The organism is Paenibacillus larvae subsp. larvae (assembly GCF_002003265.1).
GTDB classification, from domain to species: domain Bacteria; phylum Bacillota; class Bacilli; order Paenibacillales; family NBRC-103111; genus Paenibacillus_H; species Paenibacillus_H larvae.
This window is the reverse complement of record NZ_CP019687.1, coordinates 2,338,005-2,353,251: the sequence shown is the minus strand read 5'-3', so window position 1 is coordinate 2,353,251 and position 15,247 is coordinate 2,338,005. Positions and strand designations below refer to the sequence as shown.

At 45.5% G+C, this 15,247-nt stretch carries 17 protein-coding genes; 13 read left to right on the top strand and 4 right to left on the bottom strand.

The window, feature by feature from the left end; translation table 11 throughout:
* The first annotated feature begins 121 nt into the window (after positions 1–121).
* On the top strand, positions 122–862 hold the full coding sequence (locus BXP28_RS12195; RefSeq protein WP_023483941.1) for a YebC/PmpR family DNA-binding transcriptional regulator: 741 nt from the start codon (positions 122–124) through the stop codon (positions 860–862).
* Positions 863–919: 57 nt separating this feature from the next.
* Here BXP28_RS12195 and BXP28_RS12190 read toward each other — a convergent pair whose 3' ends face one another.
* Complete coding sequence (locus tag BXP28_RS12190) at positions 920–1,564, bottom strand: nitroreductase family protein (protein WP_023483940.1); 645 nt, start codon at positions 1,562–1,564, stop codon at positions 920–922.
* Positions 1,565–1,895: 331 nt separating this feature from the next.
* On the opposite strand from BXP28_RS12190, the gene BXP28_RS12185 reads away from it, so the two are divergent.
* The 11 genes from BXP28_RS12185 (at position 1,896) to cydC (ending at position 12,397) form a co-directional block, all read left to right on the top strand.
* Positions 1,896–2,210: a hypothetical protein gene (locus BXP28_RS12185; protein ID WP_023483939.1), complete on the top strand. Its 315-nt coding sequence runs from the start codon at positions 1,896–1,898 to the stop codon at positions 2,208–2,210.
* Positions 2,211–2,375: 165 nt separating this feature from the next.
* Positions 2,376–2,987: a hypothetical protein gene (locus BXP28_RS12180; protein ID WP_036655132.1), complete on the top strand. Its 612-nt coding sequence runs from the start codon at positions 2,376–2,378 to the stop codon at positions 2,985–2,987.
* A 55-nt stretch (positions 2,988–3,042) separates the two neighbouring features.
* On the top strand, positions 3,043–4,068 hold the full coding sequence (locus BXP28_RS12175; RefSeq protein ID WP_023483937.1) for a tetraprenyl-beta-curcumene synthase family protein: 1,026 nt from the start codon (positions 3,043–3,045) through the stop codon (positions 4,066–4,068).
* A 44-nt stretch (positions 4,069–4,112) separates the two neighbouring features.
* On the top strand, positions 4,113–5,078 hold the full coding sequence (gene pfkA / locus BXP28_RS12170; RefSeq protein WP_023483936.1) for a 6-phosphofructokinase: 966 nt from the start codon (positions 4,113–4,115) through the stop codon (positions 5,076–5,078).
* A gap of 231 nt (positions 5,079–5,309) precedes the next feature.
* Positions 5,310–5,519: a DUF3906 family protein gene (locus BXP28_RS12165; protein WP_036657025.1), complete on the top strand. Its 210-nt coding sequence runs from the start codon at positions 5,310–5,312 to the stop codon at positions 5,517–5,519.
* A gap of 32 nt (positions 5,520–5,551) precedes the next feature.
* Positions 5,552–6,103 (top strand): NADPH-dependent FMN reductase, encoded by a 552-nt coding sequence (locus BXP28_RS12160; protein ID WP_023483935.1) that lies wholly within the window; start codon positions 5,552–5,554, stop codon positions 6,101–6,103.
* A 147-nt stretch (positions 6,104–6,250) separates the two neighbouring features.
* Positions 6,251–6,415 carry a hypothetical protein gene (locus BXP28_RS22805; protein WP_155116340.1) on the top strand — a complete coding sequence of 55 codons (165 nt, stop codon included), beginning with the start codon at positions 6,251–6,253 and terminating at the stop codon, positions 6,413–6,415.
* A gap of 97 nt (positions 6,416–6,512) precedes the next feature.
* On the top strand, positions 6,513–7,919 hold the full coding sequence (locus BXP28_RS12155; protein WP_036655127.1) for a cytochrome ubiquinol oxidase subunit I: 1,407 nt from the start codon (positions 6,513–6,515) through the stop codon (positions 7,917–7,919).
* Complete coding sequence (gene cydB / locus BXP28_RS12150) at positions 7,903–8,919, top strand: cytochrome d ubiquinol oxidase subunit II (protein ID WP_023483933.1); 1,017 nt, start codon at positions 7,903–7,905, stop codon at positions 8,917–8,919. Before BXP28_RS12155 ends, cydB begins: the two co-directional genes overlap by 17 nt.
* On the top strand, positions 8,919–10,643 hold the full coding sequence (gene cydD, locus BXP28_RS12145; protein WP_023483932.1) for a thiol reductant ABC exporter subunit CydD: 1,725 nt from the start codon (positions 8,919–8,921) through the stop codon (positions 10,641–10,643). Before cydB ends, cydD begins: the two co-directional genes overlap by 1 nt.
* On the top strand, positions 10,640–12,397 hold the full coding sequence (cydC, locus tag BXP28_RS12140; RefSeq protein ID WP_036655124.1) for a thiol reductant ABC exporter subunit CydC: 1,758 nt from the start codon (positions 10,640–10,642) through the stop codon (positions 12,395–12,397). The genes cydD and cydC overlap by 4 nt, the downstream gene beginning before the upstream one ends.
* A gap of 97 nt (positions 12,398–12,494) precedes the next feature.
* On the opposite strand, the gene tatA is transcribed toward cydC, so the two are convergent.
* From tatA to BXP28_RS12125, 3 genes are all read right to left on the bottom strand, one after another.
* The gene (gene tatA / locus BXP28_RS12135) at positions 12,495–12,731 is read right to left on the bottom strand and encodes a twin-arginine translocase TatA/TatE family subunit (protein WP_023483930.1); all 237 of its coding nucleotides are present in this window, start codon (positions 12,729–12,731) and stop codon (positions 12,495–12,497) included.
* Positions 12,732–12,979: 248 nt separating this feature from the next.
* Positions 12,980–13,168 carry a hypothetical protein gene (locus tag BXP28_RS12130; RefSeq protein ID WP_024093644.1) on the bottom strand — a complete coding sequence of 63 codons (189 nt, stop codon included), beginning with the start codon at positions 13,166–13,168 and terminating at the stop codon, positions 12,980–12,982.
* A gap of 144 nt (positions 13,169–13,312) precedes the next feature.
* Positions 13,313–14,134, bottom strand: coding sequence for a YitT family protein (locus tag BXP28_RS12125; protein WP_023483929.1), 822 nt, complete (start codon positions 14,132–14,134; stop codon positions 13,313–13,315).
* 309 nt (positions 14,135–14,443) lie between these two features.
* Here BXP28_RS12125 and BXP28_RS12120 point away from each other — a divergent pair, with 309 nt between their 5' ends.
* Positions 14,444–15,019 carry a TetR/AcrR family transcriptional regulator gene (locus BXP28_RS12120; protein ID WP_023483928.1) on the top strand — a complete coding sequence of 192 codons (576 nt, stop codon included), beginning with the start codon at positions 14,444–14,446 and terminating at the stop codon, positions 15,017–15,019.
* Positions 15,020–15,247 lie beyond the last annotated feature (228 nt).

Sequence of the window (15,247 nt, the reverse complement as noted above, 5' to 3'; positions counted from 1 at the left end):
GGAGCGGTGAACAGGCGGCTCATCTTTGTTTCTTTTGAAACTAACGGATTAGGGACTTTGACCATAGAGAGCCTGCAGTGTTAAACTAAAGAATGCAATCTGAATTTGGGGAGCGTTACGTATGCCAAAATTTAAACTTTTCAAAGACCGTAAAGGTAAAGCGGATCAGGTCAAGAACAATCAGTTTGTCAAGCTTGCAAGAGAAATTTTCGTGGCCGCAAGGCAAGGCGGACCGAATCCGGAAGCCAATTTCGCCCTGAAGAATGCCATTGATAAAGCACGACATATTCAAATGCCTAACGATAACATTGAACGTGCAATCAAAAAAGCCCAGGGGGATCACAATTCCGAGAATTTTGAAGAGATCTACTATGAGGGCTATGGTCCAGGGGGAGTAGCCATTATGGTCAAAACTCTGACAGATAACCGTAACCGTTCTGCAGCCGATATCCGGGCGATTTTTAATAAACGGGGTGGCAATATGGGGGAAACCGGCTGTGTTTCTTACATGTTTGATGAAAAGGGAGTACTGGTGACAGAGCGTGAAGAGGGGGCCGATGAAGACGAGCTGATGATGCTGGCCCTAGAAGCAGGGGCTGAGGACTTCGCCTCCCAGGATGAAAGCTTTGAAATTTATACGCATCCGCATGAACTGGAAAAGGTGAAAAAGGCTCTGGAGGAACAAGGGCTGGTGTTCACTTCCGCTTCCGTCAGCTGGATTCCGCAAAATACCGTGGCAGTGGAAGGCGAGAATGCGGAAAAACTGCTGAAAATGATGGATGCTTTTGAAGATAACGATGATGTGCAGGATGTTTATTCCAACTTTGAAATCAGCGATGAAGAAATGGAACGTATTGGCTGAAAAAGGATCAAAAGCAGGAATCTCTTCAAGGAGAGATTCCTGCTTTTTTTGATTGGATTAGAGGATATCCAGGATTTCGTCCACTTCCTTCCGGGGAAGCTTCCCCGGCTGCTCTTGGGGATGTCCCAGGGCAATGACCATATTGATCTGACACTCCGCCGGAATCTGGAGCAGCTCTCTAAGCCGTTCCTGGGAAAGCAGCACCGGACCGGTCATCGGACAGGTTGCCAGACCCATGGCATGGGCCGCCAGCATCAGATTTTGCGATGCAAGACAGGAGCTTTTGATCCCTTCTTCTTCCCATACGGATTCGCTCACGAATTGAATGGGGTCGAAGATTTTTTCACGGAACTTGGATGTATAGGGAGTGGCCAGGCATACGATCAGCGCGGGGGCATCCGCAAATGCCGTTGCATAAGGGCCGAACGACTTGACCAGCAGCTTTGCTTCCCTCTTCAGACCTTTATCTTCTGCTTCTGCAGCCCGTTTATGTAGTTCATCCCAGGTGAGCTGTTCAATTTCCCGGATTAAATTGCGGTTCAAAACGGCGGTGAATTTCCATGTTTGCGAGTTTGTGTCACTTGGCGCATAGCGCGCACAGTCGATTAGCTCCCGGATATCTTCCTCAGTCACATGTTGTTCCGTAAAGCGGCGGATGCTGCGTCTTTCTGTGATAATGCGTTTGAATGCTTCATACTTCATGTAAGATCCTCCGATTCAGTAGAGAGGGATTTCTAATATAATACCAGGTACTAATATCTACTATTATAATTGAAGTGCAAGCAAATGCAAAGTTCTTTCATTTCATAGTTATAGTATAAAGCGGAAAATAGGAGGCTACAACAGCCATCATCATGTAATAAGTATAAGTAAACCCCTGTTGTGATGACTATCATTGTGAGCCTCTCTAGTATAGCAGAAAATAAAACCAAATTGGTTCGGGCCATTTTTTTCTGGAAAAATAACGGTGCAGCATGATAAATTTAGGTTAGCATTCTCATGGCTTTTTGAACCGTAGAAAGGGTGGTTCCGTATGTCAGCCATATTTCTTATGGATGAACACCTGGGTATTGAACTTCCCTGTCTGGAAAAAGATTGGGCAGACTATACAGAGGAGGAACGTTCTGATATTCTGCTGTATTGGGAACAGGTCAGAGGAACAATTCCCGAACAGATCAAGCGCCTGGAAAAGAAAATTGTGCGGAAACAGCTTCAATTATATGAGGAAGAAAATTTTGAAATTTCCTGCAGGCTGAACAGTGATATTGCAGAGCTGGCCAGCACGATTAATGACCTTCACATCTGGTTCCGGCTCAATCAAGAAATAGAACCGAAGGTTCACGGATAGTATTTTTTCAGTCTCACAAGACGGATTTGCACTGGCGGGAAGAATGCTGTCCCGGCCTATCGGGGTTCGGGGAAAAGTGTGTAAAAGACCTTCATTTCTGGTAAGATAGAAGCTAAGGATTTGGACTGCAAAATAGGGCAAACGCCAGAGAAAGGGGTGCATGAGGTGCCGTCAGGTAAAAAGAAGGCAACGTGGAAGGAACTCGTTGTTAAGCCATTAATGGAACATTTGCCGTCTTTATACCCGGTCGAGGAGTGGGACCCTCTTATGGATATCCGTATCAGTCGGCTTGCCATGGAACAGCTTACAGGCGGGGAGCCTGAACAAGAACCCTATGGTTTGGCCTGTAAAGCAGGGTTGTATCTGTTCAATGAAAATCTCGACAAGTCCCATGAGATCTCCCAGCATATTACGAACGATACAGGAAGCTATTGGCACGGGATCATGCATCGGATGGAAGGGGATTACAGCGACGCAAAGTATTGGTTTCATGATGTAGCTCACCATCCTATCCACACGGATTTGATTGGACAGGTTAAGGATTACCTGACCGGGCAAGAGGAATATCAGGGACTGAAGCATGAAACATTAAAAGCAAAGCTTGATGTGCTGGTGCATTCTCCGGAATGGAACGCGTCTGTATTCACCGATGTGGTAGAACTGCAGGTGACTTTAGTTCAGCATCCAATAGCAGATATTTGGTTAAGACACATTCAGCGCATGGAAATGCGATTGTTGTGGCAATATGCCTATATGCAAAGTGGCGGAGGACAATGATTTGAAGCGACCTAACAATCAGGCAGCCCAAGTACCTCGAAACCCTCTCCGCCTGATGTTCCGTGTATACCGCTATGTTTTACCTACAGTGGATAAAGAACTCCGTAGGTGGACATCAAAAGCAGAGCAAATCCCGGATCCGGAACTGAAACAGCAGGCTCTCGCCAGTATTACGGCCAAAAGGTTTCACTGCCAGGGCGGTGCCGTATATGGAATCGTCCATCTGTCCGAACACCACAGATTAATTCCTTTAATCGTAGCTTTTCAAACCATAAGCGATTACCTGGATAATTTGTGTGACCGCAGTACTTCCCTTGATCCGGCGGATTTCCGGATGCTTCACCAATCCATGCTGGATGCGGTGGATCCGGATGAACCCTTTCATGACTACTATGCCTGCCGCATGGAGAAAGAAGACGGAGGGTATTTGAGAAGTCTGGTAGAAACTTGCCAAAAGGAGATCAGGGGGCTATCTTCCTACCCGGTTGTGAAGGATAAAGTAAGGGAGCTTGTTTCTTTGTACTGTGATCTTCAGGTCTACAAGCACATTCAGGCGGATTTGAGGGAAAATGAGCTTCACCGATGGTGGAAGGGACATCTGGCTTCTTATCCGGATATCAGCTGGAATGAGTTTGCTGCTGCGACCGGTTCGACTTTAGGTGTGTTTATGCTTTTTCAGGCTGCTTCAAATCCTGATTTGGACAAGGAACAGGCCCGGCAGATCGTTGAAGCGTATTTTCCTTACGTATGCGGTCTTCATATTCTGCTTGATTACCTGATCGACCAGGAAGAGGATTTAATCGGAGGAGATTTAAATTTTTGCAGCTACTATGCGGATATGGATGAAACGGTGAACCGTATCGCTTATTTCGTGACCAAATCCCGGGAACGGGTGGCACACTTGGATCATTCGCATTTTCACCGTATGATTATTGAAGGTCTGCTTGCCTTATATTTATCAGACCCCAAAGTAAAAGATCAGAAGCAGGTACGCAGTGTGTCCAGGCAGCTTATGAAGAAGAGCCCCATGACGAGAATGTTCTTCTGGATGAATAGTATATGGATTCGTAAAACATCCTAAAATTTAGAAATCACAGGATGGTCAGCTTAGAGGAGGATTAGGAGATGACAATAAAATCAATTGCAGTATTAACAAGTGGAGGAGATTCCCAGGGGATGAATGCAGCCGTTCGTGCCGTTGTACGCAGCGGGCTTTTCCATGGCTTGAAGGTTTTCGGAGTACAGCGGGGATACCAGGGGCTGCTTAAGGATGATATCCGCGAAATGGATTTGCGCAGTGTGGGCGACATCATTCAACGCGGGGGAACCATTCTGCAATCCGCACGTTGCAAAGAGTTTCAAACTCCGGAAGGGCAACAGCTTGCCGCTGAAAATCTCAGAAAACGCGGGATTGACGGCCTCGTAGTTATTGGGGGCGACGGTTCTTATCAAGGGGCGAACAAACTCAATAAACTAGGAATTAAAACAATAGGATTGCCGGGAACCATTGATAATGATATTTCATTTACCGATTTTACTATCGGTTTCGATACAGCCGTAAGCATTGTTGTGGATGCCATTAACAAACTTCGCGATACGATGACTTCCCACGAACGCAGCTCTGTTGTAGAAGTAATGGGCCGCCACTGCGGAGAGATTGCTTTATATGCAGGATTGGCCAGCGGAGCGGAAGCTATTCTGGTACCTGAAATAAAGTTTGATCTTGATGATGTCGCTAACCGGATGAAGGACAATTTCCTTCACGGCAAACGCCATAGTATTGTCATTGTGGCTGAAGGAGTCGGTTCCGGTGAAGAAATTGCGAAACAGATCACGGAGCGCAACGGTATCGATACCCGGGTTACTGTACTTGGCCATATTCAACGCGGTGGGACACCGACTCATAACGACCGTATTCTGGCAAGCCGTCTTGGTGACTTTGCTGTCAGAAAGCTGATCGAGGGAGAATCAGGGAAAGCATGCGGTGTCATTAATGGGCAGTTGGTTGCTACAGATATTGATGTGGTAGTGAATACGAAACGCTCTTTCAATCTGGATCTGTATGAATTGGCACTTCGCCTTTCCCAATAGTAAGCATGTAAAATCAAACATCCCCCATGCCGGGAAAACGGAATTTTCCGTCTCTCGGGCAGGGAGGATGTTTTTTTATGATTTGTCCATTTCCGCCGGCCGGCTTTTTAAATCAGGATAGAAATGCCCGGTGACCCCTTGTGCAAGCCATCATTTATTGATAACATATTAGGAAGGTTTTACAATTCATCAATTTTTATCAAAGACCCGCCAAAGAAAGGGCGTGACGCCGTGTATTTATATAAATTGGAGATTGAACTTGCAGATCGGTTGTTATTTTTGGTGCTAGCGGCAGATAACGATGAAACTGCATTTGATTACATCGAAGATCATTTGGCAAGAGCCTATACTGTGGTGCCGGAAGTGAAGCAGGCCGCAATCGTGGAAAAAAAACGGGTTACCAAAGGCGCGGGCTATCTTTTGAGCAGTGAATCCAATTAAGATTAAACATTCAGGTAAGGAGAAGAAGCATCATGGCTAACAAAATTGCTGTTATTTGCGGCAGTAACCGCAAAGAGTCAAGCAGCACACAGCTTGCCTACTACATCCAACGGATACTTCGGGAGAAAGAATACGAAGGAACCGTCATTCATTTGTACTGCCAGCCTCTGCCTTTTTATGCACCGGATGAGAATGAGAATCATGATCCTAATCTTGTACATATGAAAGAAACGGTGATGGAAGCGGATGGCATTGTCCTGGCAACTCCGGAATATCATGGATCCATAAGTGGTGTATTGAAAAATGCGCTTGATCACCTCAGCTCCGAGCACTTTAGCGGCAAAATTGTTTTGTCTGTCAGTTCTGCTGGAGGAGCTGTAGGCGTTTCCTCCTTGCAGCAGCTTCACACCATTGTACGGAACCTGCATGGCATTAACTGTCCGGAATGGATTTCTATCGGAGGGGCAGAGAGGAACTTTACTGCAGAAGGCGAACCGGAAACGGTTAAAATCAAAGACCGGATTATCCGGACCACTTCTTATTTTCTTCATATGCTGGAGCGGTTTCCTCGTGATTCCCAATAGCTAAAAAACAGAAGGTTCCTGTTATTGAATCAGGATCTTCTTCTTTAGTCGGAGAAGATATTGATCAAGCTTTTTTGTACATTGCAAGTACATTGTTCACATGAATGACAAACTCCTTTGCGGCAGGACTGGCAGGGAGTTTTTTATATGTCCGGAAGAGCTAAACCCTTGATTTTCCAAGCTTTATCAGGGTTGATAGGAATGAAAGGAAAAAGAAAAGAAGAGATGGAAATATCCAATAAAAGGAATGATAGGAATGTACTTGCATATCTGCCAAATATGAATGTGATAAATTTCACAGTTTTTGCGTGATAAACGACTTATAACAGTTATAGTGAATCTTTATCTAGAGTCATTATAGTTTCAAAAGTTTCAGCGAAAAAACTTGAAGAAGAATGAGGGGGAAGCAATGGATACTGTAATTCTTTCGCGAATTCAGTTCGCTTCAACAACAATTTTTCACTTCATTTTCGTGCCCATGTCCATTGGTTTGGCTTTCTTGATTGCCGTTATGCAAACCATGTATGTGGTCAAAGGAAATGAAGAATACAAAAAGATGGCGAAGTTCTGGGGGAAAACGTTTCTCATTAACTTTGCTGTCGGGGTTGTTACCGGTATTCTGCAGGAATTTCAGTTCGGTATGAACTGGTCGGATTACTCCCGATTCGTGGGGGATGTATTTGGAGCACCGTTAGCGATTGAAGCGCTGCTCGCTTTTTTCCTGGAGTCTACCTTCATCGGCCTTTGGATCTTTGGATGGGACCGTCTTCCCAAAAAGGTTCATTTGGCGTGCATTTGGCTCGTCTCCATCGGTACAGCCATTTCCGCTTTCTGGATTTTGCTGGCAAACTCATTTATGCAGGAACCGGTCGGATATGTTATCAATAACGGGCGTGCAGAAATGAACGATTTCTTTGCCTTGATTACAAACCCTCAATTATGGGTAGAATTCCCGCATACCATCTTTGCTTCATTGGCTACGGGAGGATTCTTTATTGCCGGCGTTAGCGGTTACAAGCTAGTCAAAAAACAGGATTTTTCGTTCTTTAAAAAATCATTCCAGATATCCGTAATCGTGGCCCTTGTATCATCGATCGGGATTGCATTCTCGGGTCACTCCCAGGCAAAGCATCTGATCCATGCCCAGCCGATGAAAATGGCAGCCAGCGAAGCTTTGTGGGAGAATAGCGGTGATCCCGCCGCATGGACGCTTTCAGCCTTTATTGACCCTGAGAAACAAGAAAACAAAGGCGAAATTCAAATTCCTTATTTGCTGAGTTACCTGTCATATAGTAAATTCTCCGGGGAAGTAAAGGGAATGAAGCAGCTTCAGCAGGAATATGAGCAGCAGTACGGACCTGGTAATTATATTCCTCCTGTGCGAACCACCTTCTGGAGTTTCCGGATCATGGTTGGGGCCGGTACGGTGATGATTCTGCTTTCTCTTATTGGCACGTATCTGGTAGGACGTAAAAAAGATATTTCTAAAAATAAGAAGTACATGCGATTCATGCTGTTTGGAATTTCCCTGCCGTTTATCGCTAATATATCCGGATGGATTATGACCGAAATAGGCCGTCAGCCTTGGACCGTATTTGGCCTTATGAAGACGGAAGATGCCGTTTCTCCTAGCGTAACCGCAGGCAGTGTATTGTTTTCCTTAATCAGTTTCACAGCGATCTATACGATCCTGGGGATTGTTATGGCCTATTTGTTCGTTAAGGTGATCAAAAAAGGCCCTAACGTAGAGGAAACGCAGAAATCCCATTCAAACGACCCGTTTGATAAGGAGGAGTATCATGCTATCTCTCAATGAGCTTTGGTTTATTCTTGTCGCCGTTTTGTTTGTCGGATTCTTCTTCCTGGAGGGCTTCGATTTCGGAGTAGGGATTGTATCGCGGTTTCTGGGGAAAAATGATTCCCAGCGCCGTGCCTTAATCAATACGATCGGGCCGTTCTGGGACGCCAATGAAGTCTGGTTTATTACGGCTGCAGGAGCCATGTTTGCCGCTTTTCCAAACTGGTATGCCACTTTGTTCAGCGGTTTTTATCTCCCCTTCGTCGTTGTACTGCTGGCTTTGATCGGCCGTGGTGTGGCTTTCGAATTTAGGGGCAAAGCTGATAGCGAAGGCTGGAAGAAGACATGGGTCTGGGTGATTTTCATCGGCAGCCTATTGCCTCCTTTCCTGCTGGGTGTTGTATTTGCAAGCTTTATTAAAGGGCTCCCGATCGATGGAAATATGGAGCTTAGCGCCGGATTCTTTGATATTGTAAATATCTATACGGTAATTTGCGGAATTACAGTAGTCGTACTCTGTCTGGTTCACGGTTTGATGTTTATAACCTTGAGGACTATCGGTGAATTGCAGCAACGTGCCCGCGAATGGGCAAAAAAACTGCTGGTTGTACTTGCCGCATTGCTTCTTCTCTTCTGTATCATGACCTATTTTATGACGGATCTTTTCGAAGTTCGCGGATTGATCTTATCCGTCGTGGCAGTACTTGGCCTTGCCGCCTTCCTGCTTTCAGGTTATTTCATGGGAAAAAGAAAAGACGGTTGGGCGTTTGCCATGACCGGTTCGGTGATTGCACTTTCTATTGCGGCCGTTTTTATCGGTTTATTCCCGCGCGTCATGATCAGTTCGCTGACCAGTGTATTTGATTTGACGGTTTACAATGCCTCCTCCGGCGATTATTCGCTGAAAGTTATGACCATCGTAGCGCTCTCGCTGCTGCCGTTTGTACTCGGGTATCAAATATGGAGTTACTATGTGTTCCGCAAGCGTGTAAATGAGAAGGAGCATATGGAGTACTAATGGGTAAAAATATAATGGCCTATAAAGGTATAAGACCTGTTCTCTTTATCACGGCCTGTATTACCTTTATACAAAGCTTTGCCATCCTGCTGCAGGCAATATGGCTGGCGGAAGTGATTTCCGCCCTTTTTGCCGGGCAGCCCTTGTCGGGGCAGACAGACAAAATAGCTTTATTTGCGGGGGCTTTTTTCATCCGCAATGTACTGCATGCTATCCGTCAAAAAATAGCATACCGGTTCGCTGAGGTCACGGGAACAAAAATCCGGCAGGAACTGCTGAATAAACTGTTTCGTTTAGGGCCCCGGTTTACAAAAACAGAAGGTACAGGAAATCTGGTTACGCTGGAGCAGGAGGGGATTTCCCAGCTGCGTACGTATCTGGAACTCTTTATTCCGAGGATGATTGGCACAGTCTTTGTACCAATCATTCTTCTTATTTACGTCTTTATGCAAGACAGGGTGTCCGGTATCATCCTGACGGTCACTATGCCTATTTTGATTATTTTTATGATCCTGCTGGGGCTGGCAGCAAAAAAACAAATGAACAGGCAATGGAAATCGTATCGAATACTTTCCAATCATTTTGTAGATTCCCTCCGCGGCCTGGAAACGTTAAAAGTATTGGGAAGAAGCAAGGAACACAGCGGGATGATTGGCCGGGTGAGCGATAAGTACCGGGCAGCTACTATCCGTACATTAAGGGTTGCTTTTCTATCTTCATTCGCATTGGATTTTTTCACCATGCTATCGGTAGCCTCAGTAGCTGTAGGGCTCGGTATGCGTCTGATTGACGGCAGTATGATGCTGGAAACAGCGCTGGTTGTCTTAATATTGGCTCCTGAGTATTTCCTTCCCGTACGTGAACTTGGAGCGGATTATCATGCTACACTTAACGGTAAAGAAGCGGGGGACGCCATACAGGCAATACTGAACCATCCTGAAGAATGGAATGAAGGTTCAGAAGTAGGTGTCCTGAATTGGAACAAGGAAAACGGAATCCGCCTGTCAGGAGTCACTGTCCGGCATGAGAATGAGGGGCCGGCTTCCCTGGATGATATTTCTTTTACCTTCCAAGGTGCGGCCAAGATCGGCATTATTGGAGAGAGCGGGGCAGGGAAATCTACACTCATCGATGTATTAGCCGGATTCCTCTCTCCGACAGAAGGAACTATTGAAGTTGCCGGGAAGAAGCTCGCTTCTTTAACGATTGAAGGTTGGCGGAATCAGGTGACTTATATACCGCAGCATCCTTACTTATTTCATTCTTCTCTTGCTGAAAATGTAAAGTTCTATTCGCCTGAAGCATCTTCCGAGGAAGTGGAAAAAGCCATAGCTGCCGCCGGACTTGCCCCGCTCACAGACCGTTTTCCTAACGGGAGCGGAGAAGTTATCGGAAACGGTGGACGACCGCTCAGCGGCGGACAGGAACAGCGTGTGGCGCTCGCACGTGCTTTCCTTGGAAACCGGCAGGTCATTCTGCTTGACGAGCCGACGGCTCACTTGGATATTGAAACGGAATATGAGCTTAAAGAAACGATGTTGGAACTCTTTCAGGACAAGCTTGTATTCTTTGCGACACATCGCCTCCATTGGATGAGGGACATGGATATCATTTTGGTGATGCACCGGGGGCAGGTTGCAGAGACAGGCACGCATGAAGAACTGCTTACCCGCAAGGGGATCTACTATAACATGATTCAGTCACAAATGGAGGGAATCAGATGAGACGGTCCGAGTGGTTTACACCTTATATCCGAAACTATTCTTGGCGGTTCGTCCTGATTATTGCCTTGACTGTGCTGACTTTACTGACAGCCGGCTCACTTATGTTCACCTCGGGTTATCTGATTTCTAAATCAGCATTGAGACCGGAGAATGTATTGATGGTGTATGTCCCCATTGTGGCTGTACGGACATTCGGTATCAGCCGTTCCGTTGTTCATTATGTGCAGCGTCTGGTTAGTCATGACGCCATCCTCAGAATATTGTCAAGGATGAGGGTGCGTTTGTATCAGATTTTGGAACCACAGGCCTTGTTTATCCGATCCCGTTACCGAACCGGGGATATTTTCGGTGTACTGGCCGATGATGTTGAGCATCTTCAGGATGTTTACTTGCGTACGGTATTTCCGTCCGTTGCCGGACTGATTATATATACCATTGTGATTGGCGCTGTGGGAATGTTCGATTGGAGCTTTGCCTTACTGCTGGCTATTTACCTGTTTGTACTGGTTGCCGTATTGCCGGCAATCTCTCTTGTGATCATGAAAAAGAAAAGCCAACAAGTGAAGCAGGGGAGAAACCGTCTTTACAGCAAGCTTACTGATGCCGTTCTAGGAATCGGGGACTGGGTGATAAGTGGAAGGCACGGGGAATTTATCCGCCGGTATGAGGATGAAGAGCAGAAGACCGTGATCGACGAAAGATCCCTTGCAAGATGGGCCAGATGGAGAAATCTGATCGCGCAATGCGTGATCGGAGCTGTAGTGGTTTCAACCGTTTACTGGTCGGGACAACAGGTGGCAGAAGGTCAGATGAATCCAACGTTGATAGCGGCCTTCGTGCTTGTTATCTTTCCGGTAATGGATGCCTTCTTGCCGTTGTCTGAAGCTGTTCAGAAAATCCCTCAGTATCAGGATTCGCTAGACCGCATCATGAAGATTGCCGAACAAGGGAAGGAAATCGAATACCGGGACGGGTCGCAAATTGAGATTTCAGATCTTCATGAAAATAAAGTCGGCATTAAGCTGGAACATGTATCATTCCGATACTCGCATAAGGAGGACTGGTCTATACAAGATTTGAATCTGGATCTTCCTCATGGAAAAAAGATTGCAGTTATTGGCCGCAGTGGAGCCGGGAAATCGACACTGATCAAACTCATCCAAGGTGCTCTAATGCCGCAACAGGGTACGGTTACCATTAATGGAGTGGCCTCTGCCGAATGGGGGGAACAGATTCCGTGTCTGCTTTCCGTATTGAATCAAAGCCCTCATTTGTTTGATACGAGTGTGGGAAACAATATTCGCATTGGCAAGCCTGAAGCGACAGAAGAAGAAATTCATAGGGCGGCTGCAGGTGTCTGTATGGACGGGCTCATTGATTCCCTGCCGGAAGGGTTTGAGACGCCCATGAGAGAGACGGGCCAAAGGTTTTCCGGGGGTGAACGCCAGCGTATTGCATTGGCAAGGATTTTGCTTCAGGATACTCCGGCGGTTATCCTGGATGAGCCTACTGTAGGGCTTGACCCAAGAACGGAAAGGGAGCTTCTTGCTGCAATATTTGACGTTTTAGACCAGAAAACCCTGATTTGGATTACCCATCATCTGGTGGGGGTGGAACATATGGATGAAGTAATTTTTATGGAAAACGGCCGTATCGAGATGAGAGGGACTCATCAGGAATTACTGTCCCTCTTTCCCCGTTACCGTCATCTGTATGAGTTGGATCGCCCCGGAATGCCCGGGTTACCTGAATAATTCCTTACCGTACCAGGTTATCCATAGCAAATAGAACCCCCTATAGCAGGGATGGTTTTCTCCAGGTATGCTCTAGGGGTATGATTTAATTGGGGAATTATTTTTGGTCAGCCTTAACCTCACCGGCGGAAGACGAAGATACGTTCTCCTCAGCGGTTGTTTTTTTCTCTGTATGCGTGGATGTTTCGTCGGATGTTATTCCGCTAGTCGCATCCTTAAATTCCTTAAACATACGGCCGGCACCCCGTCCAAGCTCGGGCAGCTTGTTCGGCCCGAATAGCAAAAGCGCTACGATAGCAATCAGCAGAATATGCCAGATTGAAAAAGGTCCCACAGGTTGCACCTCCATTATTTTACAAAACATGCTTGTATTCCAAATACCTTATCCTTCCAGTTAGATTTATAATAACATTAATAGGCAAAAGTATACAGACCATTTTTTTTAAAAGTTAGGAATTTGACACCTTTCGTAAAACCTTTCGTGATCGTTTGTATCAGCTTGGCCGGAATTCAAGTTAAAAAAGGCTTACTCGTTTACCTTCACATTTTTTCAAAACGTGTAAAAAAAGAGACGCTTCCTTCTTATTGAAGGATAGCGTCTTTTTGGTGTTCGGAGATGCTAAATTGAACAATTTCCATGACGTCCCCGGCATCCAGCGCCTGCAGTCCGTCACGAAGCACGATCTGTGATTCAAGCTCCCTTCGGGTCAGATAAGGGACCAGTTCAGGGGTTAATCTCATAACAATCCTGGATAATGTTACGGTTTCCATATCCAATCACCCTTCCAATCACATGATTAGAAAAAGCAAATAGCTGGTAAAACCAGAACGGTATGAAATTACAAATTTATTATACCACATTTACCATGCCAATGCATGACGCAGAACTTGGAATCGGGGCCGCTTCCGACTCCCTTACTCAAGACGGCGGAACTCTCCTTGAATACCGACCGTTTCAACGATATTAACGAATGCTTTGGAATCGATCTCTTTTACGATCTTTTTCAGTTCGATTAATTCATATCGAGTAGTGACGGTCATCAGCATTTCTTTTTCCTCTTTGGTAAAAGCCCCCTCGGTTTTGATGATGGTAACTCCTCTGGGTTTTTGGAGAAGCTTCTCAAGCATTGCTTCTTTTTGTTTTGTAACAATAAAGGCGGTCACCTTAATGTGGCTTACATAGATGGCATCCAGCACTTTCCCGGTTACGAAGATCGCCAGCATAGAGTAAAGAGCCAGATCCCAGTTGTTTTTGAAATACCCGAGGGCAAAAATGACAATCCCGTTTAATGAAAACAGCATCATACCTAGTGGCAGGTCCCTTTTGCGGGTCACAATAGCAGCAACAATGTCAAATCCTCCGGTAGATCCTCCGAAACGGAAACTGATACCTGTACCGATCCCGACAACTACCCCGCCAAATACAGCACCAAGTATCTGATCGTTCACTACGGATACTGTGGGGATGAGCTGCATGAACCAGACCGTGGCCAGCACATTTAGCACACTCAATACGATAAACCGGCGTCCCACTTTCGCAAGTCCCCATATCATCAGGGGCAAATTTAATATAAAGTAAAGTAAGGATATATCCCAATTTGTTAAATAACCTATCATCATTGCGATACCTGAAATCCCGCCACTTAGCAGCTCATGGGGAATCAGGAACATATTAAAACCAAAGGAAACGATAGCTCCTCCCACAATGATTCCGACGATATCAACCGCCTTTTTCAATGCTGATCACCTCAAGACTTATTTTGCAAAACAAATGTAAGTATAAAGCATTTATCTAAACTTTCAAGTTAACTTTTTGTATACATCTATAAATGATTTAAAAAGGCCCTATATAAGAAATGCAATGGACTGAATTTTCATCATCATGCAAAATATTCAAGTATAATTATTACCATTTGTTTTTTGCCAAACCTTTTATTCCGTTTGTTATCTTGTTTTTTTCAAGCGGCTGTCTTATGATGGGCAATAAACCAGAAAACAGGATATGTTGACAGGCATAATCAGATTAAAAAAGATAGGTGTGAGAAAGTGAAGGGAACAGACAAGAAAATCAGGATTTTGGAGGCGGCTGAACAACTGTTCACAAGACAAGGGGTTAAAAACACCACGATCGAGCAGATTGCCAAAGGTGCCCAGATTGGAAAGGGAACCGTTTATTTGTATTTTAAAGACAAGGAAGCGGTTGTATCGGAGGTAATGGAGTATAAGTGGCGGCGCCTCCAGAGTGAAGCGGCTTCCCGAATGGGGAAAGGAACCCCGTTTTTGGACAATATTAATAATTTGCTGCATGAAATGACCAGGTTCAGGGCGTCGGACCCTTTTTTCTGCAAACTTTATGAGGAATACAGGGAATTGCAGACCGGGGAGATTCGCCTTGGAATGAAAAATGTTCAGCTGAGCGTCGTACATTATATTGAAAAGGTGGTTAAAGAGGCGGGGGAAAGAGGAGAAGTGCCGGTTTCTCTTCCCAGCCGGATACTGGCTTTTTTGCTTGTTAAATCCTATTCCGCCTTTATTTACGAATGGCCGGAAGAGTTCGGGCCCGTAAGAGAAGAGGATTTAAGCCTAATGCTGGAAGTGCTTTTTTCCCAGGCGAAAGGATAGCGGATCGGAGGAAGTGTTTACATTCATATTGCCGGTAAAAGAGAGCCGGAAGATAAAACTTTTGCTTCTCATTGCAGAGGAGGCTTTGTCTAAACACAAGGGGCTGTCCTATAAGTGTTCGCATGAATGATCCAGTCCCAAACTCCAAACTATAGAACCTCCAAATCCACTGGCAAAGTGGATTTGGAGGTTCTTTTTTGCCTGAAATTTAACTTTAAGCGGGAATCA

Bases quoted from the DNA above. Each gene is read 5' to 3' on its own strand.
- BXP28_RS22805 (WP_155116340.1), top strand. From the start codon at position 6,251: ATGTCCGGAAGAGCTAAACCCTTGATTTTCCAAGCTTTATCAGGGTTG.
- cydD (WP_023483932.1), top strand. From the start codon at position 8,919: ATGGGTAAAAATATAATGGCCTATAAAGGTATAAGACCTGTTCTCTTT.
- BXP28_RS12175 (WP_023483937.1), top strand. From the start codon at position 3,043: ATGTTCCGTGTATACCGCTATGTTTTACCTACAGTGGATAAAGAACTC.
- BXP28_RS12155 (WP_036655127.1), top strand. From the start codon at position 6,513: ATGGATACTGTAATTCTTTCGCGAATTCAGTTCGCTTCAACAACAATT.
- BXP28_RS12190 (WP_023483940.1), bottom strand. From the start codon at position 1,564: ATGAAGTATGAAGCATTCAAACGCATTATCACAGAAAGACGCAGCATC.
- BXP28_RS12195 (WP_023483941.1), top strand. From the start codon at position 122: ATGCCAAAATTTAAACTTTTCAAAGACCGTAAAGGTAAAGCGGATCAG.
- BXP28_RS12160 (WP_023483935.1), top strand. From the start codon at position 5,552: ATGGCTAACAAAATTGCTGTTATTTGCGGCAGTAACCGCAAAGAGTCA.
- cydC (WP_036655124.1), top strand. From the start codon at position 10,640: ATGAGACGGTCCGAGTGGTTTACACCTTATATCCGAAACTATTCTTGG.
- cydB (WP_023483933.1), top strand. From the start codon at position 7,903: ATGCTATCTCTCAATGAGCTTTGGTTTATTCTTGTCGCCGTTTTGTTT.
- pfkA (WP_023483936.1), top strand. From the start codon at position 4,113: ATGACAATAAAATCAATTGCAGTATTAACAAGTGGAGGAGATTCCCAG.
- BXP28_RS12130 (WP_024093644.1), bottom strand. From the start codon at position 13,168: ATGGAAACCGTAACATTATCCAGGATTGTTATGAGATTAACCCCTGAA.
- BXP28_RS12185 (WP_023483939.1), top strand. From the start codon at position 1,896: ATGTCAGCCATATTTCTTATGGATGAACACCTGGGTATTGAACTTCCC.